The 24,894-nt window shown below is 56.9% G+C and carries 27 protein-coding genes and 1 tRNA gene; 10 read left to right on the top strand and 18 right to left on the bottom strand.

Annotated features, from left to right (window positions below; genetic code table 11):
• Positions 1 to 168 precede the first annotated feature (168 nt).
• Entirely contained in the window at positions 169 to 1,116 is a 948-nt protein-coding gene (locus tag L6439_RS06380) for a hypothetical protein (RefSeq protein WP_168179676.1), read from the bottom strand.
• On the opposite strand from L6439_RS06380, the gene L6439_RS06375 reads away from it, so the two are divergent.
• Both L6439_RS06375 and L6439_RS06370 read left to right on the top strand, forming a co-directional pair.
• The gene (locus tag L6439_RS06375; protein ID WP_213468874.1) at positions 1,115 to 1,366 is read left to right on the top strand and encodes a hypothetical protein; all 252 of its coding nucleotides are present in this window, start codon (positions 1,115 to 1,117) and stop codon (positions 1,364 to 1,366) included. The two genes, L6439_RS06380 and L6439_RS06375, sit on opposite strands and share 2 nt — an antisense overlap.
• A gap of 234 nt (positions 1,367 to 1,600) precedes the next feature.
• Positions 1,601 to 1,677 (top strand) — tRNA-Arg (locus L6439_RS06370).
• A 72-nt stretch (positions 1,678 to 1,749) separates the two neighbouring features.
• Here the strand turns inward: L6439_RS06370 and L6439_RS06365 are convergent.
• Together L6439_RS06365 and L6439_RS29280 are read right to left on the bottom strand one after the other, a co-directional pair.
• Positions 1,750 to 1,998 carry a hypothetical protein gene (locus L6439_RS06365; RefSeq protein WP_213468873.1) on the bottom strand — a complete coding sequence of 83 codons (249 nt, stop codon included), beginning with the start codon at positions 1,996 to 1,998 and terminating at the stop codon, positions 1,750 to 1,752.
• The gene (locus L6439_RS29280) at positions 1,979 to 2,101 is read right to left on the bottom strand and encodes a hypothetical protein (protein ID WP_269155982.1); all 123 of its coding nucleotides are present in this window, start codon (positions 2,099 to 2,101) and stop codon (positions 1,979 to 1,981) included. The genes L6439_RS06365 and L6439_RS29280 overlap by 20 nt, the downstream gene beginning before the upstream one ends.
• 229 nt (positions 2,102 to 2,330) lie before the next feature.
• On the opposite strand from L6439_RS29280, the gene L6439_RS06360 reads away from it, so the two are divergent.
• The gene (locus tag L6439_RS06360; protein ID WP_168179678.1) at positions 2,331 to 2,633 is read left to right on the top strand and encodes a magnetosome magnetite crystal formation protein family; all 303 of its coding nucleotides are present in this window, start codon (positions 2,331 to 2,333) and stop codon (positions 2,631 to 2,633) included.
• A 69-nt stretch (positions 2,634 to 2,702) separates the two neighbouring features.
• On the opposite strand, the gene L6439_RS06355 is transcribed toward L6439_RS06360, so the two are convergent.
• From L6439_RS06355 to L6439_RS06345, 3 genes are all read right to left on the bottom strand, one after another.
• Positions 2,703 to 2,843 (bottom strand): hypothetical protein, encoded by a 141-nt coding sequence (locus tag L6439_RS06355; RefSeq protein ID WP_168179679.1) that lies wholly within the window; start codon positions 2,841 to 2,843, stop codon positions 2,703 to 2,705.
• Between the two features lie 69 nt (positions 2,844 to 2,912).
• Complete coding sequence (locus tag L6439_RS06350) at positions 2,913 to 3,107, bottom strand: hypothetical protein (RefSeq protein ID WP_237096770.1); 195 nt, start codon at positions 3,105 to 3,107, stop codon at positions 2,913 to 2,915.
• Between the two features lie 180 nt (positions 3,108 to 3,287).
• Complete coding sequence (locus L6439_RS06345) at positions 3,288 to 3,590, bottom strand: hypothetical protein (RefSeq protein WP_168179681.1); 303 nt, start codon at positions 3,588 to 3,590, stop codon at positions 3,288 to 3,290.
• A gap of 199 nt (positions 3,591 to 3,789) precedes the next feature.
• On the opposite strand from L6439_RS06345, the gene asnB reads away from it, so the two are divergent.
• On the top strand, positions 3,790 to 5,637 hold the full coding sequence (gene asnB, locus L6439_RS06340; protein ID WP_168179682.1) for an asparagine synthase (glutamine-hydrolyzing): 1,848 nt from the start codon (positions 3,790 to 3,792) through the stop codon (positions 5,635 to 5,637).
• A gap of 132 nt (positions 5,638 to 5,769) precedes the next feature.
• Here asnB and L6439_RS06335 read toward each other — a convergent pair whose 3' ends face one another.
• The 4 genes from L6439_RS06335 to L6439_RS06320 form a co-directional block, all read right to left on the bottom strand.
• Positions 5,770 to 7,065: a homocysteine synthase gene (locus L6439_RS06335; RefSeq protein ID WP_168179683.1), complete on the bottom strand. Its 1,296-nt coding sequence runs from the start codon at positions 7,063 to 7,065 to the stop codon at positions 5,770 to 5,772.
• Positions 7,066 to 7,257: 192 nt separating this feature from the next.
• Positions 7,258 to 7,923, bottom strand: a complete 666-nt coding sequence (locus L6439_RS06330) for an XTP/dITP diphosphatase (RefSeq protein ID WP_213468872.1) — start codon at positions 7,921 to 7,923, stop codon at positions 7,258 to 7,260.
• Between the two features lie 32 nt (positions 7,924 to 7,955).
• Positions 7,956 to 8,693, bottom strand: coding sequence for a ribonuclease PH (rph, locus tag L6439_RS06325; protein WP_213468871.1), 738 nt, complete (start codon positions 8,691 to 8,693; stop codon positions 7,956 to 7,958).
• A gap of 85 nt (positions 8,694 to 8,778) precedes the next feature.
• On the bottom strand, positions 8,779 to 9,849 hold the full coding sequence (locus tag L6439_RS06320) for a GerMN domain-containing protein (protein ID WP_237096769.1): 1,071 nt from the start codon (positions 9,847 to 9,849) through the stop codon (positions 8,779 to 8,781).
• Positions 9,850 to 10,076: 227 nt separating this feature from the next.
• On the opposite strand from L6439_RS06320, the gene L6439_RS06315 reads away from it, so the two are divergent.
• Complete coding sequence (locus tag L6439_RS06315) at positions 10,077 to 10,646, top strand: phosphatidylglycerophosphatase A family protein (protein ID WP_172878990.1); 570 nt, start codon at positions 10,077 to 10,079, stop codon at positions 10,644 to 10,646.
• Between the two features lie 639 nt (positions 10,647 to 11,285).
• Here the strand turns inward: L6439_RS06315 and L6439_RS06310 are convergent.
• The 6 genes from L6439_RS06310 to L6439_RS06285 all read right to left on the bottom strand — a co-directional run bounded on the left by L6439_RS06310 (position 11,286) and on the right by L6439_RS06285 (position 17,459).
• Positions 11,286 to 12,302, bottom strand: a complete 1,017-nt coding sequence (locus L6439_RS06310; protein WP_168179686.1) for an MBL fold metallo-hydrolase — start codon at positions 12,300 to 12,302, stop codon at positions 11,286 to 11,288.
• Between the two features lie 138 nt (positions 12,303 to 12,440).
• On the bottom strand, positions 12,441 to 13,175 hold the full coding sequence (locus L6439_RS06305; protein ID WP_172878991.1) for a class I SAM-dependent methyltransferase: 735 nt from the start codon (positions 13,173 to 13,175) through the stop codon (positions 12,441 to 12,443).
• A gap of 460 nt (positions 13,176 to 13,635) precedes the next feature.
• A complete protein-coding gene (locus L6439_RS06300; protein ID WP_168179688.1) occupies positions 13,636 to 14,358 on the bottom strand; it encodes a ThuA domain-containing protein in 723 nt (240 codons plus the stop codon).
• 119 nt (positions 14,359 to 14,477) lie between these two features.
• Positions 14,478 to 15,446: a sugar phosphate isomerase/epimerase family protein gene (locus tag L6439_RS06295; protein WP_213468870.1), complete on the bottom strand. Its 969-nt coding sequence runs from the start codon at positions 15,444 to 15,446 to the stop codon at positions 14,478 to 14,480.
• Between the two features lie 83 nt (positions 15,447 to 15,529).
• Positions 15,530 to 16,612 (bottom strand): Gfo/Idh/MocA family protein, encoded by a 1,083-nt coding sequence (locus L6439_RS06290; protein ID WP_213468869.1) that lies wholly within the window; start codon positions 16,610 to 16,612, stop codon positions 15,530 to 15,532.
• Between the two features lie 88 nt (positions 16,613 to 16,700).
• Positions 16,701 to 17,459, bottom strand: coding sequence for a sugar phosphate isomerase/epimerase family protein (locus L6439_RS06285; protein ID WP_168179691.1), 759 nt, complete (start codon positions 17,457 to 17,459; stop codon positions 16,701 to 16,703).
• Between the two features lie 207 nt (positions 17,460 to 17,666).
• Between L6439_RS06285 and L6439_RS06280 the strand changes: the two genes are divergently transcribed.
• From L6439_RS06280 to nagA, 4 genes are all read left to right on the top strand, one after another.
• Complete coding sequence (locus tag L6439_RS06280) at positions 17,667 to 18,524, top strand: AraC family transcriptional regulator (protein WP_213468868.1); 858 nt, start codon at positions 17,667 to 17,669, stop codon at positions 18,522 to 18,524.
• Positions 18,525 to 18,869: 345 nt separating this feature from the next.
• The gene (locus L6439_RS06275; RefSeq protein ID WP_168179693.1) at positions 18,870 to 19,727 is read left to right on the top strand and encodes a MurR/RpiR family transcriptional regulator; all 858 of its coding nucleotides are present in this window, start codon (positions 18,870 to 18,872) and stop codon (positions 19,725 to 19,727) included.
• A 10-nt stretch (positions 19,728 to 19,737) separates the two neighbouring features.
• The gene (gene nagB, locus L6439_RS06270; protein ID WP_213468867.1) at positions 19,738 to 20,466 is read left to right on the top strand and encodes a glucosamine-6-phosphate deaminase; all 729 of its coding nucleotides are present in this window, start codon (positions 19,738 to 19,740) and stop codon (positions 20,464 to 20,466) included.
• Positions 20,459 to 21,643 carry an N-acetylglucosamine-6-phosphate deacetylase gene (gene nagA / locus L6439_RS06265; RefSeq protein ID WP_213468866.1) on the top strand — a complete coding sequence of 395 codons (1,185 nt, stop codon included), beginning with the start codon at positions 20,459 to 20,461 and terminating at the stop codon, positions 21,641 to 21,643. The genes nagB and nagA overlap by 8 nt, the downstream gene beginning before the upstream one ends.
• Positions 21,644 to 21,891: 248 nt before the next feature.
• Here nagA and L6439_RS06260 read toward each other — a convergent pair whose 3' ends face one another.
• Together L6439_RS06260 and L6439_RS06255 are read right to left on the bottom strand one after the other, a co-directional pair.
• The gene (locus tag L6439_RS06260) at positions 21,892 to 22,116 is read right to left on the bottom strand and encodes a helix-turn-helix domain-containing protein (RefSeq protein ID WP_006288225.1); all 225 of its coding nucleotides are present in this window, start codon (positions 22,114 to 22,116) and stop codon (positions 21,892 to 21,894) included.
• A gap of 222 nt (positions 22,117 to 22,338) precedes the next feature.
• Positions 22,339 to 23,613, bottom strand: a complete 1,275-nt coding sequence (locus L6439_RS06255; RefSeq protein ID WP_213468865.1) for a YhcN/YlaJ family sporulation lipoprotein — start codon at positions 23,611 to 23,613, stop codon at positions 22,339 to 22,341.
• Positions 23,614 to 23,865: 252 nt separating this feature from the next.
• Here L6439_RS06255 and L6439_RS06250 point away from each other — a divergent pair, with 252 nt between their 5' ends.
• On the top strand, positions 23,866 to 24,867 hold the full coding sequence (locus L6439_RS06250; protein ID WP_213468864.1) for a ketoacyl-ACP synthase III: 1,002 nt from the start codon (positions 23,866 to 23,868) through the stop codon (positions 24,865 to 24,867).
• The last annotated feature ends 27 nt before the right edge of the window (positions 24,868 to 24,894 follow it).

The raw sequence follows: 24,894 nt of genomic DNA, 5'->3' as shown, positions 1-24,894 counted from the left end.
TGGCTAGAGTGTACCATTATACGTCCGGAATAACCACTATAGTATAGCCGACTACGAAAAGTTTTTCAAGGCAATGCTTACAGGCATTTCCTATGGGCCATTATATGTTTTCCCCCGGCTCTCATAGAAACGGGGCCGACGAATGAAATTCCCGATTCCATCGCCGGTTCAGGTGTCCTGCTCCCCGCTCAACGATCGCGTAATGGCCCGCAATGCCCGCTCATAGCTGATTCGCAGCTCCCCGGTCAGTCCGTAGATTGTCTTAACCTCGGCTTCCTCCTCCTCGATATGGAGCAGCCGGGCGACGATCCGGTGCAGCGCGGCCGCCCAAGCGTCCGCCTCCCGTTCATCCCCTTCGCAGAGGCGGCGGTACAAAGAAGTGCCGTATATCAGTTTGAGGAACTGCTGCCACATCTCGGATGCGAAATAGGCAAGCGAAGGCTCCCGCACCGCGGCGGATTCATTCACCCGCTCCGCTGGAGCAACCGCATTCGGAGGATACGACTCCAGATCGAGCGGCGTCGCTTCAATATCGACCACCACACGTTCCTGGCCCCTGGTGAAAAATACCTCCCCCTCGATTCCCCGGCGCTTCAGCGTCTGCAGAATGCCGAATTGCAACAGAGGATGCAGCGGCTCATTCTCCAATAGCCGAATCAGCGAAGGATCGATAGAATCATCCTCGGCCGCCGCCAGCTGCTCCAGGACAAGGAGCTTGCGATCATCCATATCGCCTTCGGTCAGCGAGGCGAGCAGCCTGGCGATATATTGACTGTCAGCTTGAAGCTTATGATGGATCTGCCGCTTCAACATCTCCCGTTCCGTCTCTCCGCTGCCCTCGGCTTCCTCGGCCCAAGGCTCCGCCTGCGGAAAGCCTTCTTCAGCGGCCCGCTCTGCTTCCGGGAACGCCGTTATTAACCATTGCATCAGCGCGTTCCATTCCGCTCTAATCTGATCGTCCTCTCCTCCGCATTGCAGGAGGAAGCGGAGCAGCGCGATCGCTTCTCCGTAACGCTCGGACTCCAGCATGCGTGTCAATTCGATTTGGTAATAATCATGCGTTTTCGGAAACAGAACGACATTGTTTTTTTTCGGCAGGATCTGATCGTCCGTCATGCAAGCACCTTCTTTCTATATCAAGCCGACTGCTGTAGCCATCATCGATGTTATGTATGAGTTATCCGGGATACGGGGCGGCGGCATCCGTCATGCCGATAAGACATTATACCATATCGCGGCCGTGCACTTCTCCCCCTGCGACTCATCCGCAGAGGCCCGCCCGGCCCGCCGGACACTCTATTCAGACTTCCCCTTCCCGCTTCCCTTTATGAACAGCCTGTTCAAATCGAGCGGATGCAAACCATAAATTCTTTCTTTCAGACGGAATTGTTACTGCCCAATTGTCTTCTTCGGTAGTTTCCTGCCGCCTTTTAACCTTTCTACTAAAATGGTAAAAGTAAAATACGGATAATCTTATTGAGGTGCCGCCTCCCGCCTAAATCGTTTTAATGCATAGAGACCATTTTTTAATTTTACCCTTGCAAAACCAGAGACTTTTTGATACAATCATCAATGTTGCAAAAACAGTTTATCTACTTTTGTCCCAGTAGCTCAGCTGGATAGAGCAACGGCCTTCTAAGCCGTCGGTCGGGGGTTCGAATCCCTCCTGGGACGCCAGTTCCTTGAATATACATATCTTAGCGGAACGCTCGGAATCCTTCCCGGATTGCCGGGCGTTTTTGATTGGTGCTATTTCAAATATAGGGCTGCATGCAGGTCAAACAGGAATATTTTTTTGACACGTCCGTCTTCGCCAACAATAAACTCTGCCCTAATCTGTTCATAGGCGTCTTTTGGGGAGGCAGAAACGGCCGTTTCCCCCACGAACTTTTTGTTTTTGAGATCGTATTGATAGGCATAGGACAAGTCACTTGATGAAATTGGATATTTCTCGCCATATAAGGCGAGAATTTCGGTTTTACGATCTCCGACTTGCACGCCCCTTGTAGTGCGGTATCATATCCGGTTTCAATTCATTGCCGCCGCATCCGGTCACCAGCGACAAGGCCATGAAGGCGAGCATCATGCGAAATACCTTCATCCAACACCTCCCCGTTCGTCCCGGTTAATTTTACCACAGCGCCGGAATTCATAAAAAATCAAAATGATTTTCCAGACCTGGATGATAAAATCTGTCATATACCCCGGCCGCCTCTTCCGCCGCCCATCGCGGCACCGTAGTCGCCTTCCCGGAATGCGGGTAATAGAATGATGCAAGGCCGCGCACACTACGCATACGAACGAACGGAATCCGAGAGGAGGGAGATTCTTTGTCCACACGCTATATATTAGCTTCCCTTAGCTATTTCAGCATCTTTTTTGCCGGAGTCATACTGCCGCTTATCATCATGCTTGTAACGAACGATGAGTATGTGAGAAGGCATGCGGGGCGGGCGCTCATTTCGCATATTCTGCCATACTTCTTTGTGGTCGTAGGCCTATTCAGCCTTTTTGCGGTGCATCCGTTTTTCAGCATCGGGATTATTTTGCTCTTGGGGGCAATCGCTTTGATACTCGTCGTGTGGAATGTGTATATGGGGATACGGGTCCTTCGCGAAGGCCGGGTATTTTAACGGAGAGCACACGGAAACGGGACGCCCGGTCCGCACGCCATGCGCGACAGGTCCGGGCGCGCGTATCCCTTATTCATAGCCGGATTTTCTCCCGCTGTCATCCCACGGGTTTTTCTGAGCCGGATGCTTCGGGTTGGCCTTGATCACCGCATCGGCATGATTCGGCTGCTGCTGATACTTATTGCCTTTGTTGTCCTTGTCGCCTGCCATCAACGTTCACCTCCCCTCCTTAAGTTCTCGCCTCCGGCGGTCTGATTGCTTCGCTCAGGGAGCGAATCGTTAGTCCATCTGGAACAGATGATCGACGGCATCCCTGACCTCGGTCGAGCCGAGCGCCGCATCCAGGAGCATATCCTTGCCGTTCACTTCCGCGCCCAGCGTGTCGGCGCCGAAATCCTCGGCCGCGAACTCTTCAAAAGCGATATGCATCGGATTGTCGAACCAATCCGTCTCATAGTCCGCATCGTTCCGCACGGCCCGGACCAGCTCATAGCCTCCGTTGCGCACAGGCGCGATTTAAGCAAGCAACGGCGTGGCGTTCTCATCCGCGGGAATCATGCCAATCTCGGCGCACAGCCGGCCGTCAATTTCGACCGGACGCCGGAATTTGGTCGCTTTCCATGTCATGCGAGCTTCCTCCTGTCGTGTCTCATCTTAATCAAGCATTTGCTCGATGAACCGCTTCGTATCCGACGTCCCCAATTTGTGAATACACATATAGACGGCATTCAGCCTCTGCTGATAAGGAACGTTCATCATGTCTTCGGCCTCAAGCGGAGTCAGGATCAGAACATTGCTGATGACATCGGTCTCCGCTTTCCCCAGCTGATCCATCAGGCCTTGCAGGTGCTGTATTTCCTCCTCGCTGGCGTCCACCTTGAACTCATAGCTTTCGGCTTCCGGGTCCGAAAATATGGTGCGCCGCTGGACCGACACGTACATTCTGCGCCGTTCCATGGCCATCCCCCTTTCTTGCTCCAGCTCCGTCTGCCGCGATGGCCGCCGGCAATGTGGTCTGGAGTTTTTCTTTATCTTCTCCCGATGGACATACATCTTATGCTGTTTTCCGCATAACCATGTTATTATCTCAATCTTCCGATGAACCCGGTTCATCATTCTTCCGGGGAGAGATTGATGCGGAGAGGATGAACGTTATATGTGTGGAATTACTGGATGGATCGATTGGAAAAGAGACTTGACGCAATACTCCGGCGTCTTGGAGCATATGACTGAAACGTTATCCGCACGCGGACCGGATGCCAAAGGGACCTGGATTTCCGGTCCATGCGCGCTTGGCCACCGCAGATTGTCCGTCATTGATCCGGAAAACGGCGCTCAGCCGATGATTCGCCATACGGAACAAGGAACCTATGCCATTACTTATAACGGGGAATTATACAATACGAAGGAACTGAGAGATGAACTGGCCAGCCGCGGCTACCGCTTCCGGACCCAATGCGACACGGAAGTGCTCCTCGTCGCTTACCAGGAATGGAAGGACAGCTGCGTGGAGCGGATGAACGGCATTTTCGCATTCGCGATATGGGACGATGCGGAACAGCGTCTGTACATGGCCCGCGATCGGCTCGGCGTGAAGCCGCTCTTCTACGCGCGGGGGGATGGGTTCCTCCTGTTCGGCTCGGAGCCGAAGGCAATGCTCGCCCATCCCGATATCGAGCCGGCGCTCGACGGGGAAGGCGTCGCTGAAGTATGGATGATCGGCCCCGCCCGGACACCCGGACACGGGGTATATCGCGATCTGGCCGAGCTTCGCCCGGGACATACGCTGCGCTATGACCGCAATGGCATCCGCATTCAGCCGTACTGGACGTTGCAGAGCATGCCGCATGAAGCAACCGCCGAGGAGACGGCGCAGCGGGTCCGCGAGCTGCTGGAGGATACCGTGGAGCGCCAGCTCGTCTCCGACGTGCCGGTCTGTACCTTCCTCTCCGGAGGCCTGGATTCCAGCGCGTTGACGGCCTTGACCGTCCGTCACTACGAACGCCGCGGATTAGGCCAACTCCATACGTATTCCGTCGATTACGTCGATAATGACAAATTTTTTAAAGCTCATGCTTTTCAACCCAATGCGGACGCGCCATGGATTCAACGCATGGTTGAATCGCTTGGTACGGCCCATCACTGGATACAGTTCGATACCCCGGATCTTGTCAGCTCGCTGCAGAAGGCGGTGCGTGTGCGCGACATGCCCGGAATGGCCGACATCGACGGCTCCCTGCTGCTCTTCTGCGAAGAGATCAAGAAAGGGGCCACGGTCGCCCTCTCCGGCGAAGCGGCGGATGAGGTGTTCGGCGGCTATCCGTGGTTCCACAGGGAAGAGGCGTTGAACGCCGACACCTTTCCTTGGGCGCTGGCGACTCCGCTCCGCGCCAGCCTGCTTCATCCGGAGGTGGCGAAGCAGATTCGCGCCGAAGAATATGTCGCTGACCGCTATGCCGACGCGGTGCGGGAAGTGGCGCCCCTGCCGGGAGAAGAGGCGCAGGCCGCCAAGATGCGGGTGATGTCCTATCTTAATATTACCCGCTTCATGCCGACCTTACTCGATCGCAAGGACCGGATGAGCATGGGGGTAGGACTGGAGGTGCGCGTTCCGTATACGGATCATCGGCTTGTCGAGTACGTCTACAATATCCCGTGGAGCATCAAGATGTATGGCGGCCGGGAAAAAGGGGTGCTCCGCAAGGCGCTGGAAGGCGTCCTGCCGGACGAGGTGCTGTACCGGAAAAAAAGCCCTTACCCGAAAACGCATAATCCGAATTATTTGCAGGCCGTGCGCCGGCAAGCCCTGGCTCGGCTCGACGATCCCGCATCGCCGCTGCATCAGTTCATCCAAGCGGACCGCATCCGCGAGATCGCCGCATCCGAAGAAGCGAGCTCCCATCTTCCTTGGTTCGGGCAGCTGATGTCTGGGGCGCAGCTGTTCGCCTATTTGCTTCAAGTGGACAGCTGGCTGCGCGAATACAATATCCGGGTCGCCTGGTGACGGCACGTCTCATCGGCAGTCCCCCCGCTCCCCGGCAAGAAACAAAAAACACACGCCAACGGGCTCCTCGCCCCGCGGCGTGTGTCTTTGTCTTATCCCGGCTAGACCGCAAAGTCTAGCCGGGTCTCCGGCTTATTCGGATTGGCTTGCCCGAATCGCCTGATCCAGATCGTTCAAAATATCATCGATGGATTCCGTTCCGATGGATAACCGGATGAGGCCCGGCGTCACCCCGGCCGCGAGCTGCTCTTCCTCGCTCAGCTGAAGATGCGTCGTGCTGGCCGGGTGGATGATGAGCGACTTGGAATCGCCGACGTTGGCCAGATGCGACAGCAGCTTCACATGGTTGATGACGCGGCGGCCCGCTTCAACGCCGCCTTTAATCTCGAAGGTCAGAATCGCGCCTTGTCCCTTCGGCAAATATTTCTTGGCCAGCTCGTAGGAAGGATGGCTAGGCAGCCCGCAATAGCTGACCGAAGCGACGGCATCATGCGCCTCCAGGAACTGCGCTACGCGCAGCGCGTTCTCGCTGTGGCGCTCCATGCGCAGATGCAGCGTCTCCAACCCTTGAAGGAGAAGGAACGCGTTGAACGGCGACAGCGTCGCTCCCATATCGCGGAGCAGCTGCACCCGTGCCTTGGTGATGTAGGCGACCGGACCGACCGCTTCCGTGTAGATAATGCCGTTATAGCTCGGATCCGGCTCGGTAAGGCCCGGGAACTTGCCTCCGGACCAATCGAACTTGCCGCTGTCCACGATAATGCCGGCGATGGAAGTGCCGTGTCCGCCGATGAACTTCGTCGCCGAATGAACGACGATATCGGCGCCATGTTCAATCGGGCGGAGCAGGAACGGGCTCGGGAACGTATTGTCCACGATAAGCGGCAAGCCATGCTCATGGGCAATGGCCGCGACCGCCTCAATATCGAGCAGGTCGCCCTTCGGATTGCCGATGCTCTCGGCGTACAGCGCCTTCGTCTTATCGGTAATCGCCTGGCGGAAATTGTCCGGAACGCTTGGATCGACGAAGCGGACGGTAATGCCAAGCTTCTTCAGCGTCGTCGAGAATAAATTATACGTTCCGCCATACAGGCTGGAGGCGGATACGATCTCGTCGCCGGCGCCGGCAATATTGAGGATCGCATATGTGATGGCGGCCTGCCCGGAAGCGGTAGCCAACGCGCCGGCCCCCCCTTCGAGGGCGGCAACCCGCTTCTCAAACACATCGGTCGTCGGATTCATAATTCGAGTATAAATATTGCCAAATTCCTTCAGCGCGAACAGATCGGCCGCGTGATCCGGATCCCGGAACGCGTACGACGTCGTCTGATACAAAGGCACCGCGCGCGACAGGGTCGTCGGGTCAACCTCCTGTCCGGCATGAATCGCCAAGGTCTCCAATCCGTAAGAGCGGGGTGTATCCGTCATCGTCAACCATCCTCCTCGATATGTGTTGACCGTATTTTCTCATATTTTCCGCTCGTTGCCTAGTATTAATTCATAGTAATCTTATCGAAAATATAAAAATAAATAAAAAACCGCATCGCGGCAAGCGATACGGTCTAAAAAAGCAGTCTAAAAAAACGGTATCCTCCGTTTCCTCTCCCCCGTATGAACGGGTCAGGCCGTCCCGGTGCGAAGCATATCCAGCATCCGGCGGATGGCTGCGCCGCGATGGCTGATGCGCTCCTTCTCCTCCGGCGCAAGCTCGGCCATCGTGCGGCCCAGCTCCGGGAGATAGAAGAGGGGATCATAGCCGAATCCATGATTGCCCCGGGGCTGGTCGATGATATACCCGTCAGCGGTCCCGGGGGCCTCGACGAAAGACTGCCGCGCCGGATCGTACAAGACGAGGACGCATACGAACCGGGCCGGGCTGAGAATACGGCATCCGGCCGGAGCTTCCGCGTCCGTGTCCATCGGAGGAAGCTTCCCGAGCTCCGCCAGCAGCTTGGCATTGTTGGCCTGATCATCCCCATGCCCGCCCGCGTAGCGGGCCGAGTAGACGCCCGGAGCACCGTCCAGCCGATCGACGCACAAGCCGGAATCATCGGCCAGCACCGGCAGATTCAATGCTTCGGCCATCGTCTTCGCCTTCTTCAGCGCATTGGCCGTGAACGTGTCGCCATCTTCCTCGATGTCGGGCAGATGCGGGTAATCGGCCATGCTGAGCACGCGCTTCCCGATCGATTGGAAGGCAAGCTGAAATTCCTTCAGCTTGCCCTGGTTCTGTGTCGCGATAATCATCGTATCTTGCTGCGGTATCATGGCTTCCCCTGTGCTCATGGCTTCACTGTCTCTCCTTCGGATGCTTGCGCTTACGCGGTAATTTTGTCAGCGATCGGTCCGAGCGCTTCCTTCTGCAGCTTGACGATTTCCAGTATCCCCTTCTCCGCCGCGGCCAGCAGATCGTTCAGCTCTTGACGCGAGAACGGGCTGTCCTCGCCCGTGCCCTGCACCTCCACGAACTTGCCGCTGCCGGTCATGACGACGTTCATATCGACCTTGGCCGTCGAATCCTCATCGTAGTTCAAGTCGAGCAGCGTCTTCCCTTGCAGGATGCCTACGCTGACCGAGCCCAAAAAATCGGTAATCGGGAACTTGGACAGATTGTGCTGAGTTGCAATCTTGTCGACCGCCATCGCCATCGCAACGAAAGATCCGGTGATCGAAGTCGTACGCGTGCCTCCGTCCGCTTGCAGCACGTCACAATCGAGCGTAATGGTGCGCTCGCCCAACGCATGCAGATCGACGACCGAACGGAGCGCGCGCCCGATCAGCCGCTGTATTTCCATCGTGCGACCCGTAAGCTTGCCGCGGGCCGATTCGCGCTGATTGCGAACCTGCGTCGCCCGGGGCAGCATCGAGTATTCCGCCGTAATCCAGCCCTTCCCCTGGCCTTTCATGAACGGGGGAACCTTCTCGTCAATCGACGCCGTGCACATGACCCTCGTGTCGCCAACCTCGATAAGGACCGAGCCCTCCGCGTATTTATTCGTATTCGTCCGAATCGTAATCGGGCGGAGCTCATCCGCCTGTCGTCCGTTGCTTCTCATGAATTTATGCCTCCTGACATTGCTCTGTCGTCCGATAGGGAACATTTTCTTATTCTATCAAAGACCCTGGCGAAAATCACCTGTTCTAGCCTTTCCAGGCCGGATTAATGACAGGCCGAGCCACAGGCTCCGAATAGTTTTTCTTATCGGTACCTTGAATATCCGCGTTGCCGTTCATCTTGATTCTCACCTTGGCAATGCCCTCCCGCTCGGTCAGCGACAGCACGACGGCCTTCAGCAGCTCGGCCGGCACGGGCTCGCCCGCTTCGAACATCGTATCGGCCAGATCGACGGTCAGCGTATCGCCCTCCTGGGCAACCGCGCTGACGGTCGTCTCCTCGGAGGCAACCCGCTCCAGCGTCTTCGGGTTGAGCGGCCCCGCAATAATTTGCTTCAGCGTCGCCTCGATTGGATTGTCGGACGGCTCCACGAGGCGGGTGACCGGCACGAAGTAGGACTTGCCCTCCTCGCTGTAGCTGGAGAAATAAAGCGTTACCGGCATCGAGCGCAAATAATTGACCGACTCGGATTTCTCCACGTTGATTCCGAACTGGCGGTTCAACGGGATATCCAGCGGGGTGCCGTTTTTCGGCATCTCATTCAATTTATGTGAATCCATCCACAACTGAACGTTCTCCACGTCGGGCAGCGAAGTGAGCGTCCACGTGATCGCCTCCAGCATCTGCCGTTCCTCTGCCGGTTCATAACTGGCGAACTCCTTCGAGAGCTCCACAATCGCCAGCTTCTGATCCGGCTTCAGCGTCACATTCGTAACGCCTGTCCCTTGGGGCAGCACCGCCTCGAATCCGGCAGGAAGCTTGGCGCTGTGCAGCCCCTGCTTCACGAGCAGCTCAAGCGAGGCTTGCGCGAGGCTCTTCGCGTCTGCCGCATCCCACTGGTAAGAGATGGGGGCCAGATATCCGTTCCGATCCCGCAGATAGACCGTCATGTTGGCGTTCGTCTGAGCATCCTCCTGCCCAGTGAGGCTGGTGCCGGGGGACCCCGCTCCGCCTTCCGCTTCCGTTATCATTCTCGCCTCGATATCAGGCGGAGGCGCGTCAATGGCCCCGTCGCCGCCTCCGCAGGCACTCAATAGAAAAGGGAGTGTCAGTATTACCGCCAGACTTCCTTGCCGCCAACCACTTGTCCGCCTCATGAGCGATACAACCTCCTTCAAGTTCGTTGCAGGAGACGGTGAAGTCTCCCCCCGTTTGTCCTATGTATACGAGCAGGCTGTCCGCTTCATGACAAGTTGTTGGGCCGGATTTGGATGGCGGCGTTTTTCATGGCAGGAAGGAAGGTTATGGGTGAGCGGCGTCGAATACATAAGTGTGGTGGCGAATCCGCACGCTATGGAAATGAACAAAAAAGAGGTGCTCAACGATGAATCAACCGACAGATATGAACATGCCCGCCGAGGCGAAAAAGCCCTATAGTCTGGACAGTGATAAAATCGAGAAAGCCACTCGCGAATGGCTCCATAAGCGGGGTATTACGGTGGACCAGATCGCCGAGCTGGTCATGTTTTTGCAGCGGCAATACTTCCCGGAGCTAACGATGGAATATTGCAAATTTAACGTCGAGCAGGTGCTTTTGAAGCGGGAAGTGCAGAATGCCGTGCTGACCGGCATTCAGCTCGATATTTTGGCGGAGGAGGGCAAGCTTATTCCGGCCCTGCAGGAAATGATCGAGAACGACGAGAGCCTGTACGGGGTCGATGAAGTGTTGGCCTTCTCCATCGTGAACGTCTACGGCAGCATCGGCTTCACCAATTACGGCTATGTGGACAAAATGAAGCCGGGCATTCTCAAGAAGCTGAATGACAAAAGCGACGGCCAGATTCATACGTACCTCGATGATATCGTCGGGGCCATCGCCGCGGCGGCCAGCAGCCGGATCGCCCACCGCAAGCAGGCGGAGCGCGAGGAAGAAATGAAGGCGCTGGAGCCGTAATCCGCCGCCGTTCCGGGAGCTCCGGAACGCTGTCAACGCGAACAGAGCCCGGTTCCGATGGACCGGGCTTGAGGGCTTGCACGGCAGAGGCTCCCGTGAGTCATTGTCAGCACGCAACGAGACCGCCCTGCCCCTGTTACGCAAGGCCGACCCTACTGATAATGCTGTAAATCTGCAGCATTTCTATATGACGTGCGCTCGGTTACGGGAATTGCTGCAAAACTGCATCAATTTCGGATGATTTGCTTGGTTAAGGACAAAGATCAATGAAAATACTGTACTTTTGCAGCAATTTCATCACAGAGGGGCTGAAAGAGGGAAAATTGCTGCCTCCATGCAGGATTTCACTGCCTCATCCCATTCTCCACCGTTTTGCGTGCCGCCCTTTTCCCGCCTGCAGTGTACCCGCCGCCGTTCTTTCCACTTGCACAAATCTCGGTGTACGCGCCGACCCTCTTCACGCTTGGACATCTCGGTGTACGCCCCGCCCTTTTCCCGCCTGCACAATTTCGATGTACGCGCCGCCGTTTTTTCCACTTGCACAATCTCGGTTTACGCGCCGACCCTTTCCCGTCTACAATCTATGTTCGGGTGGCCGAACCAATCTTTTCGCAATGGTTAGGAGAGACTCTCATTGTGTCAGCCGGAGCGGAAGCGGATGGGCCCGGATGCGGGCGGCGAAGTCCGGCGCGCCTGCCCCCGCCGTTCCAGCTCCAGCAGATGAGCGAGCGCTTCCCCCATCGCGAAGCGGAATTGATGGAGGGTGAGGCGCTCCGGGCTGCCGAAGCATTCCACGCATACGTCGTATGCGGTGCGCGCTCCCTCCGCCAGCAGCGCCGCCATGGCCGCCAGCCGCTCCTCATGATGCCGCAGCAGCTCATCGATGCGGGCCGCATAATGGCGGAACGGATGGCGGTGTCCCGGCAGCGCCAGCTCCACCTGGAGGCCCCTCAGCCTCGCGAGGCCCTCCAAATACGATTGGAGCGGCTGCGGGTCGCTCCCCGGCATATAGCTCACATTCGGCGAAATCTGCGGCAGCACATGATCCCCTGCCAGCATCAAGCCGCTGGCGGCATCATAGAAGCTGAGATGCCCGGGGGCATGCCCGGCCGTCTCCAGCACGTCCCAGGTCCGGCCGCCGAACTCGGCCTGCTCGCCGTCGCCGAGGAACTCCACCTCAGGCAGCGGCGCGACGAGCGGAAGGAAGCCGTCCATATGCGATTCAATGGACGCGACGATCGGGGCCGGAACGCCATGCTCCGCGAACAAGGCCATCATCGCTTCGGACATCCGCTGGCCCGGCCCCCACATGCGCAGCGCATGCTCCCACCCGGTCTCCGAGATCGATACCGGGATGTCCAGCTGCCGCTGCAGCCGCCCGGCCATCCCGAGATGATCCGGATGGTAATGGGTTAGGACAATACGGGCGACGGGCCCGTCGAGCTGGCCCAGCAGCGCCGCCCAGCAGGCTTCCGCCTCTACGGTTCCGAGGCCCGGATCGACAATCGTATAGCCTTCCGGCCCGATTAAGATATAGCTGTTCACCCAGCGAAGGGAGTACGGAACCGGAATGCGCGCCTGCAGCACCCCGTCGACCGGACGGTGAAGCTGGACCGGACGGTCCCCTCCCTCCTGCGTATGTCGAATATCGCTCATCTATGTATACCTCGCTTTCCTCCCCGGGAACTGACTCCGGGAGCACTCCGCGAATCCATCCGGCCAAAGTCCTTTTCCAGACCGATCAGCGCCGCCGGCAAGACGGTGGAAGCCGATGGGGATGCGGCCGAACGGCCGCTATGGCCGGTGACCAACCATAATCATGCGCTTGGACTGTCCCTCATCGTAGGCGGCGCCGTCATAGCCGCCATGGACCTGGTCGATGACAAGCCCCGCCTCCTCCATCATTTGCCGAAAATCCGCCAGTTCATACAACCGGACGCGCTCTTCATAGTGTCGCGGCTCTCCGCCGGACGCGTCCGTCAGCGCGATCTCCTTCTTGACGAAGCCGTTCTCGATGCGGCGCCGCTCCTCGATGCGCGTACCGCCGTCCAGCCGTTCCGAATGCGGCACCAGATGTTCCCGGACATAGGACGGGTTCAGAAAATCGACGATAAAGCGGCCCTGCGGCTTCAAGACGCGATGAATCTCCTGAAAGACGCGGGCATTGTCCGCATTGTCTGCAAAATAACCAAATGACGTAAATAAATTCACGACCGCATCATACGGTCCTTCCACAGGCAGCTCTCTCATATCGCCGCGCAAAAACTTCACCTGGCCGCGGGTATCATGCGCCATCGCTTCCTCGAGAAGCACGTCGGATAAATCTACCCCGGTGACCCGGTAGCCCGCTTCCGCCAGAGCCAGCGCATGTCTGCCCATGCCGCAGCACAAATCGAGGATCGATGCGGACGCCGGCAGCCGAAGCCACTCCATCATCCCGTGCACTTCCTGCGTCGCGCCCTGAAAATCCCGGTGGCGGTATACGAGCAAATAATCGCGGCCGAAGCTTCGTTCATACCATTCTGTCACTGCAATCACCTCATCTATTCTATACCTCATTGTAACGGCTGCATTCGCTTTTGCATAGGTGTGCTGCATAGGTGTGCCGGCTACGCGTCTCCCGGTCCGTCCTGACCCGGGATTCTCCATACAGCCTCAGCCAGGCTCTGAGGAAACGTTGAACATCGGCCCCCTTCCCCGAGCATCCCGCCAGCTCCCCTGACCAGCGGAGTTGGGATAGATTCCGTACACCCGGCAGCGGCCGGATCATGCTCCAATATCCGGAGGGGCGGATCGGCTCCCTTACCTCTTCACCCCGCCCATGCTGACGCCTTCCGTCATCTGGCGCTCCTGCAGCGCGCAGGCGGCCATCTCCGGATTCATCCCGGATGCGGCAAAAAAAGCCCTGGGCGGAAAGAACGGAGCTTGTCCTTCTCCCTGCCCAAGGCATTCATCTGCGTATTCTTCTTCAATGGTACCGCGCTGCGAATCAGCTCATCGGTTCCAGCGGCTTCGCATTGCCGTAATTCGGATAAGCCCGCTTCGCCGGCGCCGCCCATTCGACCGCGTTGGCGATGACCCGCTTCACGTTCTCGTTGTAATACGTCGGGTACGTCTCATGGCCCGGACGGAAGTAGAACACTTTGCCCATGCCGCGATGGTAACAGCAGCCGCTGCGGAATACTTCGCCGCCCGTGAACCAGCTGACGAATACCAGTTCGTCCGGCTGAGGAATGTCGAAATGCTCGCCGTACATTTCCTCCCGCTCCAGCTCGAAATATTCCCCGATGCCTTCGGCAATCGGATGGTTCGGAGCCACGACCCATAACCGCTCCTTGTCATTCGCTTCGCGCCATTTCAAATCGCAGCCGGTTCCCATCAGTTTCTTGAAGATTTTGGAGAAATGGCCGGAGTGCAGAACGATAAGCCCCATGCCGTGCAGAACCCGCTGGTGGACGCGCTCCACGATCGCGTCATCCACTTCGTGGTGAGCCATATGCCCCCACCAGATCAGCACATCGGTATCGTTCAGCACCTCTTCGGTCAGGCCGTGCTCCGGCATGTCCAGGGTCGCGTAGCGGATATCGCAACCGGAGCCCAAGCCCTCCCCAATCGCCTGATGAATGCCCTTCGGGTACACTTCGGCAACTTTGGGGTTGTGCTGCTCATGCCGGTATTCATTCCAAATCGTCACTTTGCGTCGGTGTGTCATCGTTGTCTGCTCCTTTCGCGTCCCGCATTCGCCCGCCATGCACCGGGTCGACGGCGGGCTTGCGGATCGCGCCTTCTTGCTTGTATGTTCGGATCCTCAGTTGCGCCGATTGCGGCGGCCTACACCCACCACATCTCGCCGAGCGGCTCTTTCATCAGGAGCGGCTGCAGGTTCTGGACCGCTTTGGTGAAGCCTTCGTCGATGGACATCAAGCCGTCTTCATGCTCGATGCTGACGACATAATCGTAGCCGACCAGACGAAGCGCGCTGACGATATCCGCCCACGTTTTCACGTCATGCCCATAGCCTACGGTCCGGAACTGCCAAGCCCGATCGAGCATCATCGTGTACGACTGCATATCGGTAACCCCATGCTTGTTCACATTGATCGGATCGATGGTCGTATCCTTCGCATGGAAGTGATGAATTGCGTTTTCCTTGCCGAGAATGCGGACCGCCTGCACCGGATCGATGCCCTGCCACCACATATGGCTCGGATCCAGGTTGGCGCCAATCGCTTCGCAGGTCGCTTCGCGCAGGCGAAGCATCGTCCCCGGGGAATGCACGGAGAACCCGCCGTGCAGCTCCAATCCGATTTTGACGCCCCGATCCTCGGCATATTTGCCGACTTCCTTCCAATAAGGAATGATCTTCTCGTTCCATTGCCAGTCCAGAATCTCCTGGTAATCGTTCGGCCATGGCGCTACCGGCCAGTTCGGGTACTTCGCGCCCTCATGATCCCCCGGGCATCCGGAGAAGCCGTTGACGACCGGCACGCCCAGCGTTGCCGCCAGATCGATCGTCGCCATGAAATCGTCATGGTATGCCTTGGCGATATCCTTCTGCGGATGAAGCGGGTTGCCGTGGCAGCTCAGCGCGCTGATGATCAATCCCCGGGACTCGACCGCTTCCTTGAATGCCCGTTGCTTCGCTTCGTCAGCCAGCAGCTCGTGCGGATTGCAATGCTTGTTCCCCGGGTAGCCTCCTGTTCCGATTTCTACCGCTTCGACTCCTTTGGCCGCTACCGTATCGAGCGCCTCTTCCAGTGACAATTGTCCGTACAGTACCAAAAATACGCCTAGTTTCACGTCGCTGCCTCCTTCAGTTCTGCTGCTTCCTCATGAATGTCTTCGCCGTCCAGGCTATGGGTGATTGAATGCCAAGCCAGGTCTTAGTCGAAATAGATGGCTTTGCCCGTACGGGACGATTCGTAAATGGCCTCCAAAATCTCCGAAACGACGCAGGCCTGCTCCGGCGTTACGACAGGCGTCTTATCCTGCTCGATGGCGTCGATCCAGAGACGCATCTCCAGATCCGGAGCGTTCTCGGCCTCTCCGTCATAGAAGTCTACGCCGCCGGCGGTCAATTCGATCTTCTGATCATACAGGCGGCCGTACTTCTCGCCGTTGATATTGAGACCGTTCCACATGTCGGCTCCGGCCTCGGTGCCGCACAGCGTGCACTTCGCTTCTCCGGACTGGGCCACGTTCAGCGCCCAGCTCGATTCCAATACGATCGTTGCGCCATTTTTCATGACGATCATGCCGAAGGCGGAATCTTCGACCTTGAATTTCTCCGGATCCCAGGAGCCCCATGCGTTGGCCGCGTTCGGACGGCTTCCGAGCTTGTGGAAAGAGGAGCCGAGCACGATCTTGGGCTCGTAGTTGTTCATCATCCACAGCGTCAAATCAAGCGCATGCGTGCCGATATCGATGAGCGGTCCTCCGCCTTGCTTCTCTTCGTCGAGGAACACGCCCCAAGTTGGAACGGCGCGGCGGCGAACCGCATGAGCTTTCGCATAGTAAATGTCGCCCAGCGTTCCGTCCTCGCACAGCTTTTTCAAATATTGGCTGTCCGAGCGGAAGCGGTTGTTGTACCCGACCGTCAGCTTCTTGCCCGTGCGCTTCGCGGCCTCGACCATGCGGCGCGCGTCGGCGGCCGTCTTCGCCATCGGCTTCTCGCTCATGACATGCTTGCCGCTCTCCAGGGCGGCAATCGTAATCTCCGCATGGGAATCGTTCGGCGTACAGACGTGAACGATGTCGATGCTGCCGTCTTTTAGCAGCTCCTTGTAGTCGGTATATACTTTCGCGCCTTCCGCGCCGTATTTCGCCTTGGCTTCCTCCGCACGCTCCGGAATAATATCGCAAAACGCGACCATCTGCACATTGTCCAGCTTCTTGAGGCTTGGCATATGCTTGCCGTTCGCGATTCCACCGCAGCCGATAATTGCGATCTTGTAGATGTTAGACATATTCATTCTCCTCCTGTAGGCGTTGATTCATATAAGTTAGTCGGGATTGCGATTTGCATAAGATGAATGATGCTCCGTGACCGCCGTCTCAGCACCCCAGATTGTTCTTGATCCATTGTCTGCTGTTGCGGATGCTCTCCAGGCTCGGGCGCTGGCATTCATCCTGCTCGACAATAAGCCACTCCGCTCCGGCTTCCTTCGACGCGCCGGCAATGGCGACCAGATCGAGTTCGCCTTCTCCCAGTTCGACAGTGAGCGGGCGTCCCTGCTCATCGCGCCGCAGATCTTTGTAATGAACCAACGGAATCCGTCCCTTGCAGCTTGCAATGACAGTAAGCGGGTCGTACCCGGCATACTGCACCCAGCAGACATCTAGCTCCGTGAAGAGCTTCTCTGCGGGAACGATCCGGAACAATGTATCGTATACCGTATCGTCTCCGAGTTTTCTCGTAAATTCAAAATCATGGTTATGATAGCCAAGCTTAATTCCATGCTCGGCGAGCCGGTCGGATGCATTCGCCAACTGCTCTGCCGTATGCAGCAGCGCTTCGAGAGAGTTGTACCGGGACTCCGGAAGCCACGGGCATGCGATGTACCGGTTGCCGATCGCCGTGTTCATCTCGATCTGCTCGTCGAGGTGTTCGACCAGCTGCTCAATGCTGACATGGGACCCTGCGGCAGCGAGATTCAGCCGTTTGAGGGCGTCCGCCAGTTCCTGCGGCTTCAGTCCGCCGTAACCGGCAAATTCCACGCCTTCGTAGCCCATCTCCGCTATTTTTTCCAGCGTGCCGATGAAGTTCTTTTCGGTCTCGTCTCTCACCGTATAAAGCTGAACTCCGATTTTCATGGACCAAGCACCTCTTTTAAATTCAATATTGGATAGGCTGCCTTATTTATTCGCCGCGCATTCCTCTGAAAAGGTTTACATCGGACTCATTCATTGTGCCACATTGTATCCGGGCTGTGAATGAAGGATATCTTTTTTACATGAACAATCTTGCTATTGTCTGATATAATCGATGTATGTGACAACATAAAAAGAAGGGGGATGCACATGTCTCAATCCAGTGAACCGCGACCGGACATCTCCTTGCTGTTCGCCGGGCATGCCCGGCACAGCAAAGCAATGACGCTCGTCATTCCCGATCTGAAGCACTACCTGGTCCGTATCCAGCTGGAGGGCAGCGGCCACACGTGGCTCGACGGAGGGTACCAGGAGTTGAAGCCCGGCGATCTCCTGATGCTCAGCCCGGGCGAATATTATGATCTGAAGATTGGCTACCGCAATCCCGAGGCATCCGATCCGCTTCGCAAAGTGCACAGTCTCGATTATTATATGATTCTGAACGGCCCCTGGGTCGAACAATGGTGGTCGAAGCGCGAGCGCCCCGGCAAGTCCGCGATCGGCATCGACGACCATCTGCTGTCCCTCTGGCGGGAGATTATGCAGGAGCAGCGCCTCTTCGGCTCGATCAAGGTGAACGATATTGTCAAGCATCTCACCTTCGCCTTCTTCGGGATGCTCGAGCGGACGCTGACGGAACGTACGCACCCTTCCTTCGTGAATATGAACCGGACGGCGCAGCTCGCTCACAGCATCAAGCAATATGTCGAAGTGCATGCGACCGAGCCGTTCTCGCTCCAGGATGCCGCCGATTCCGTTCAACTGAGCGTATCGCGGGCGTCCCATGTGTTCAAGGAGACCTTTCAGCAGTCGATTATGGATTACGCGATCCAGGTACGGATTACGCTTGCCTGCGAACGAATCCTGCATGGCTACATGCCGCTGGAGCAGATTGCCGAGATGTGCGGCTTCCAGAGCTACTCCTATTTCTACCGCACCTTCAAGAACCGGATGGGGTTGTCCCCGCGCCAATTCCGGGATCAGCGCCAGCTCGCGGCCGAATCTTAAGCGCCTGCTTTGAACGTCCTAAAAGGAACTGGATGTTTGCACCTTTTTCCGGCAGGTTGAGCCGCGAGAAGCAGGGACGGGGTTGCCTCTGTGCGGGTAAAAGCGACTTAGAGGACAGCCCCTTTCATCTTTCCTTATAGCGATAGCTTGGTTTTATATCATTTCAGACCTCCTCCCCCGTCCCGGATTCGGGCAACAATTCGAGATATTTGTGTCTTTCCTTCCCCCCGCCTTGTAATCTCTGTACCGATTGACTATGATAAGAGTGAAATAATAATTTTCATGACAGAGCATGAAATTATCAAAATTTTTTTCATTCTATCTAACCGTAAAAGGATGATTGGTTTGTCCACAATATTGCAGGCGATCCGGCAAAAATTCGAAGAATATCACCCGCAGGAGCGGAAGCTAGCCGACTACATTTTGCAATTTCCGGGAAATGTAGTGTCGATGGGCATAACGGATTTGGCCGAACAGTCAGGCACCTCGCCCGCGACGGTGACGAGATTCTGCAAATCGCTCCTCTTCCGGGGATATCCAGATTTCAAGACGAAGCTCGCCGCCGATCTGGCACAGCAAAGCGTACCGCTCACTTACCAAGACATCATTGCAGGCAACCCGCTGCCAGACATCATTGCCGCTATCGAGACCAACCATATCCGCTCTATCTCCGATACGACCGGATTATTGGATCTGGAGACCTTGGAGCAGGCCCTGCAGGCGCTTCTTCATGCCCGGCAAACCGATCTTTACGGCATGGCCACTTCCGGAATCGTGGCGTTGGATTTCTATCAGAAGCTCATTCGCATCGGCAAGCAGGCATCCTGCTTCTCCGACCCGCATATGCAGATTACATCGGCTTCCCGGCTCGGACCGGGGGATGTCGCCTTCGCCATCTCCTATTCCGGCGAGACGCCGGAGACGATCGAGGCGCTGCTGTGCGCGAAGGAACAGGGGGCGACCGCCATTTCCTTGACGAAGGTGGGAGCGAACCGTCTCGCTTCGCTGGCGGACATTCGACTGTTCGCCTCCTCGCTGGAGGAGGGCATCCGCCGCGGCGATATGGCCTCGCGCATCGCGCAGCTGCATATCATCGACATTCTGTTCGCGGGCATGACGAGTGAGGAGTTCCACGAACGCATTCCGATGCTGGAACACTCGTACCGGATGGTGCGGAAGTATCGTAAAGCTAAAGGGAGGTAACACCAACACAATGAATATTTTGACGTTCGAGACCAATGAAGAATTGAACCAGAACGGGGCCGCCATTATTGCGAGCCTCGTGCAGACGAAGCCTCATGCCGTGCTTGGCATGGCGACGGGAAGCACGCCGATCGGCATCTATCAGGAGCTAATCCGGCTCTGCGGGAAAGGATATGTCAGCTTCAAGCAGGTCACCTCGTACAATCTGGATGAATATGTCGGTCTGCCTTCCGATCATTCGGAGACATACCGCACCTTCATGAACAAGCAATTATTTGATCACATCGACATTGATAAAGCGAACACCCATGTGCCTGACGGCAACGCATCCGATCTGGAGGCTGAGAGCAAGCGCTACGACAAAATGCTCTCCGACGCCTCCATCGACCTTCAACTGCTGGGCCTGGGCCATAACGGCCATATCGGCTTCAACGAACCTGACCGCCACCTGCAGAGCCGCACGCATGTCGTCACGCTCAAGGAAGAGACGCGCCAGGCGAACAAGCGCTTTTTCAACTCGATTGACGAAGTGCCTACGCAGGCGATTACGATGGGCGTCGGCTCCATCCTGAAGGCGAAGATGATCATGCTCGTCGTCCGCGGCGCAGACAAGGCGGACATCGTTCATCGCGCGCTGACTGGCCCGATTACGACCGATATCCCGGCTTCTCTTCTTCAGACCCATCCGAACGTCGTCGTATTACTCGACAAGGAGGCGGCAAAGCATTTCCATGAATAAGTCAACATTTACGGTGAAGCAAGCTCGCGTCGTAACGCCGAACGGCATCCTGACGGATGGCGTCGTCCGCGTAGAGGATGGGCGCATTGTCTTCATCGGAACACCAGCACAATTGTCGGACAGAGATCGCTCAGGGCTTGACGAAGCCATCGATGCCGAAGGCGGGTACTTGCTGCCCGGGTTCATCGATGTGCACGTGCACGGCGGCTTCGGCGCCGACTTCATGGACGCGACAGCGGAGGCGTATGACACGATTACGCGCTTCCATATGGAGCATGGCACGACGGCGATGCTCGCCACGTCCATGACGCAGTCCCGCGAAGCGCTGGACAAGGTCGTCGCGGCCGTCGACGCTTATATGAAGCGGGATATGCCTTATGCCCAGCTGGCGGGTCTTCACCTCGAAGGACCGTTCGTCAATCCGAAGTACAAAGGGGCGCAGAACGAAGCCTATATGCTCGATCCGCAAATCGAGTGGCTGGAAGCTTGGGATAAGAACCATCCGGGCATCATGAAGCAATTGAGCCTCGCTCCGGAGCGGCAGCATGCCATCGAAGCGATCCGCTGGTCTCGGGATCACGGCATTAACGTGGCGGCGGCCCATACCGACGCGACATTCGAGCAGGTGACCGAAGCGGTCAATGCGGGCCTGAACCAAGCGGTGCATACATTCAATGCGATGTCCCCGGTCCATCACCGCAATCCGGGCGTCGCCGGCGCCGTCCTGACCGACGATCGGATTACGGCCGAAGTCATAGCGGACGGCCATCACGTGCATCCCGCATGCATCAAGCTGCTCGCCCGCTCCAAAGCGCCAGGCAAGCTCGTGCTTATTACGGACGCGATGTCCGCGGCGGGCATGCCGAACGGAGCTTACGAGCTGGGCGGCCTCCCGGTCACCGTGAAGGACGGAGTGGCCCGGCTGACGGAAGGCGATTCGCTGGCAGGGAGCACGCTGACGATGATCGGCGCCGTCCGCTTCGTCATCGAGCAGGTGGGCCTGTCCGTCGAGGAAGCGTCCCGCCTCGCGAGCATCAATCCGGCGAAGCAGCTTCGCATCGATGACATCACCGGCAGCATCGAAGTCGGCAAGCAGGCCGATCTCGTCTGGACCGACCGCGATCTGAACATCCGCCGAGTCTGGGTGAAGGGGCGCAGCCATATGCAGCAAGCCTAAGCCCGTCTCCATTCACGCCTATTTAGTATCAAGGCCTGTGCTCCCGAGCACGGGCCTTCTCTATGCAAGGGAAGAGGACAAAAAAATTAGCGTCTAACTGCCAGACCCTGTGCGGGGCACCCGGCAGATGACGCTGTGATCTATTGAATGCAAGCCGTAGCGACTTGCTCATTCAAGAACTTCTCTCCTTGGGTAAGGTGCTGCCGCAGGAGCAGAAGTTAACAATGGTCAGGGCGATGGGCTTATCATCAGATTTTTAACTCCCCAAGCTTGATCAGTTCGACAACCGCTTGCGACCGACCTTTCACATTTAATTTTTGCATCACGTTGGAGATGTGGTTTCGGACTGTCTTCTCGCTAATGAACAGCAGTTGCGCGATGTCGCGGGTCGTTTTGTCTTGAACAAGCAATTCAAAGACTTCGCGTTCACGGTTCGTTAACAGGAACTTGCTTTTGTGATCGCTACCCTTCAAGTGTCACCCCTCCTTGCCCGAATTTTTGTTATTTAACAAGGTTAAGGGATACAGTCAAAGTTATAGTATGAAGGGCATTCTTACTTGGTGCGATGCTTCTCAAAAATGGGCCTATCCTCCGCTTCCGCATAAACCGCGGCGGAATGCCGCAAGATAATTCCTATGTAGCGAAAAGGACCGCGCTTCTCTGCCAAAAGCGCAGACGCGGTTCCTTCCCGTTTGTTATCTCAAGCCGGGAGCCATATTGTTCAGCCGTCTCGGATGAGTATTGGTCATTTGTCTCGTGGTTCCATATTCTTGTGTTGGGAAGATACGATAAACCATTTCTTGAAAGTCGTTGGCGAATCCCGACAACGGACGGCCTTCTTTCGAGCTCTTCATAAACTCATTCATCCGTTTGACGAAATCCGGGTTGGATGACACGTACACTTGTTGGCATTGCGGAGCATCTTTTTTGACAATCTCGGCAATGCGGTTCTTCAAGTCAGCCGATATATCGCTGCTTGTGCGCATGTCTACGCTGTTATTCAAGGTATGGCTCTTGGAACGAGCATCGAGATTTCCGGTACCGCCTCGGCTGCTGATGCTTTTCGCTCCGGTCCCGCGGTGATGGGTTCCCTTTGCCTTCAGATGATGCGCTCCCTTGCCCGTTCCCTTCGTCTTCATAGCCGTGTCCGTCGATACGGCTACATAAGCATTGTTGTTGGTCAGCATGACGTTCGCTGATTTAACTCCCTTCATGCGGGCAATTTTGTCAGCGATTTTCTTGTTCATGTGCATATTGGTCATGGAATGAGTCCCAGTGCCGTAACCATGCAGACGGCTGCCGTCTACTCCATAACCCGTCATGCCATAATTATGCGTTCCATAGCCATGTGTGCCGTATCTATGGGTGCCATACATGCCGTCTACGCCGTAGCCGCGTGTACCGGTGCCGCCGACGCCGTAACCGCGTGTACCCATTCCGTCTACGCCATAACCGCGAGTGCCTGCTCCATCAACACCCCAGCCGCGAGTGCCGATGCCGTCTACGCCCAAGCCGCGCATACCGTCGCGAGTACCGATGCCATCGAGGCCGTAGCCGCGGGTACCGATGCCGTCTACGCCATGGCCCCGAGTGCCGATGCCATCAACGCCCCAGCCCCGAGTGCCGATGCCATCAACGCCCCAGCCGCGGGTGCCGATGCCGTCCACGCCCAAGCCGCGAGTGCCGGTACCGCCGACGCCGTAGCCGCGAGTGCCAATGCCGTCTACGCCATAACCGCGAACACCGTCTACTCCATAGCCTCGTGTGCCGTAGCGGTTGCCGTTATATTTGTTGGCGTTGGTGTCCAGATTCGGATTCATGCCCAGAGGGTAGATTCCATCATGGGTTGTGCGGGTACGCATGTTATTGCTCTTTGTGGTGACATTGTCTCTTGTCGTCGCGCAGCCCGTCAACCCCATGGACATGACCATTGCCGCTGCCAACGTGAGCAGGACCATCTTTTTACGCATCGCTTTTCCTCCTTGTGTAGATGATTTCAAGTGGATTATCACCACACTTAGCATGCGCCCAGGCCGGGATGTTATCCCGATAGGTTTTACCGTCCCTGCCACTCCTTTCTCCGCTTTGTAAATTTCCGCAGCAAGGCAAGATCCCTTTCATATCGGTGCCCGGATACCGGCATACCTTTTCGTTGACAAGGGAGCATCGGAGCAGTATTATTTAGTACCAGGTACTAATATTCGCATACCGGAGGGAAACCAATGCCAATAACACGTTTGCGTACGAAAGCCCGCATTACCGCTTTTGGATCTTTTGTCCCCGAGCGCCGCTTGACCAATGACGATCTGGCTGCGATGGTGGACACCAATGATGAATGGATCGTGAGCCGGACCGGGATGAAGGAACGCCGGATTGCCGATCCGGACACCTACGCCTCCGATCTGGCGGTGAAGGCGGCCCATGATCTGGCGGAGCGCCACGGAGTTGACCTGCGGCAGGTGGATGCCGTATTGGTGGCCACGTCCACTCCGGATGCTTTTTTCCCGAATACCGCGGCTCTTGTCCAAGCTCGGCTCGGAATGGATAATGCGCTGGCTCTCGATATTTCCAATGCGTGCGCTGGCTTCGTCAGCGGACTTCAGTTAGGGATTGGCTTAATCGAAGCGGGCCTGCATCAACGCGTACTCGTTATCGGAACCGAGGTATTGAGCAAGACCGTAGACTACGCCGATCGGAGCACCTGCATCCTGTTCGGCGATGGCGCCGGAGCGATGCTGCTCGAGGCGGATGAGCGCAGAGACAGCTTTATCGCCTCTTTGTCGGACACGACGGGAGACACCGATGCGGTCTTATACCGTCGGGCCACCGCCGATCGGATTGGAGATGTGGAGCTTAGAGAGGATGGGAAATTGGTGCAAAACGGCCGCGTACTCTATAAATGGGCGCTGCAGCAAATCCCTCTCGGCATCGGAAACATCTTGTCCGCGCTGCAATGGAATTCGGATGCGGTGGACTGGTTCATTCCGCACAGCGCCAACCTGCGCATGATTGAAGCGATTAGCGAACGAAGCGGCATTCCCATGGAACGGACGTTAACGAGCGTCGCCTGCTATGGCAACACATCGGCGGCAAGCATTCCGCTGGCCATCTCCCTCGCTCTGGGCGAGGGGAAGCTGAAGCCAGGGGATACGACGCTGCTGTATGGGTTCGGAGGAGGCTTCTCTCAGGCGGCGCTTCTGCTTCGCTGGCCAGAATTGCGTTGAGAGCAATAAAAAGACACGGCTTCCCGC

Origin of the sequence: Paenibacillus dendritiformis, assembly GCF_021654795.1 — a bacterium.
Classification (GTDB): Bacteria; Bacillota; Bacilli; order Paenibacillales; family Paenibacillaceae; genus Paenibacillus_B.
This window is presented reverse-complemented; position numbering and strand designations above follow the sequence as displayed.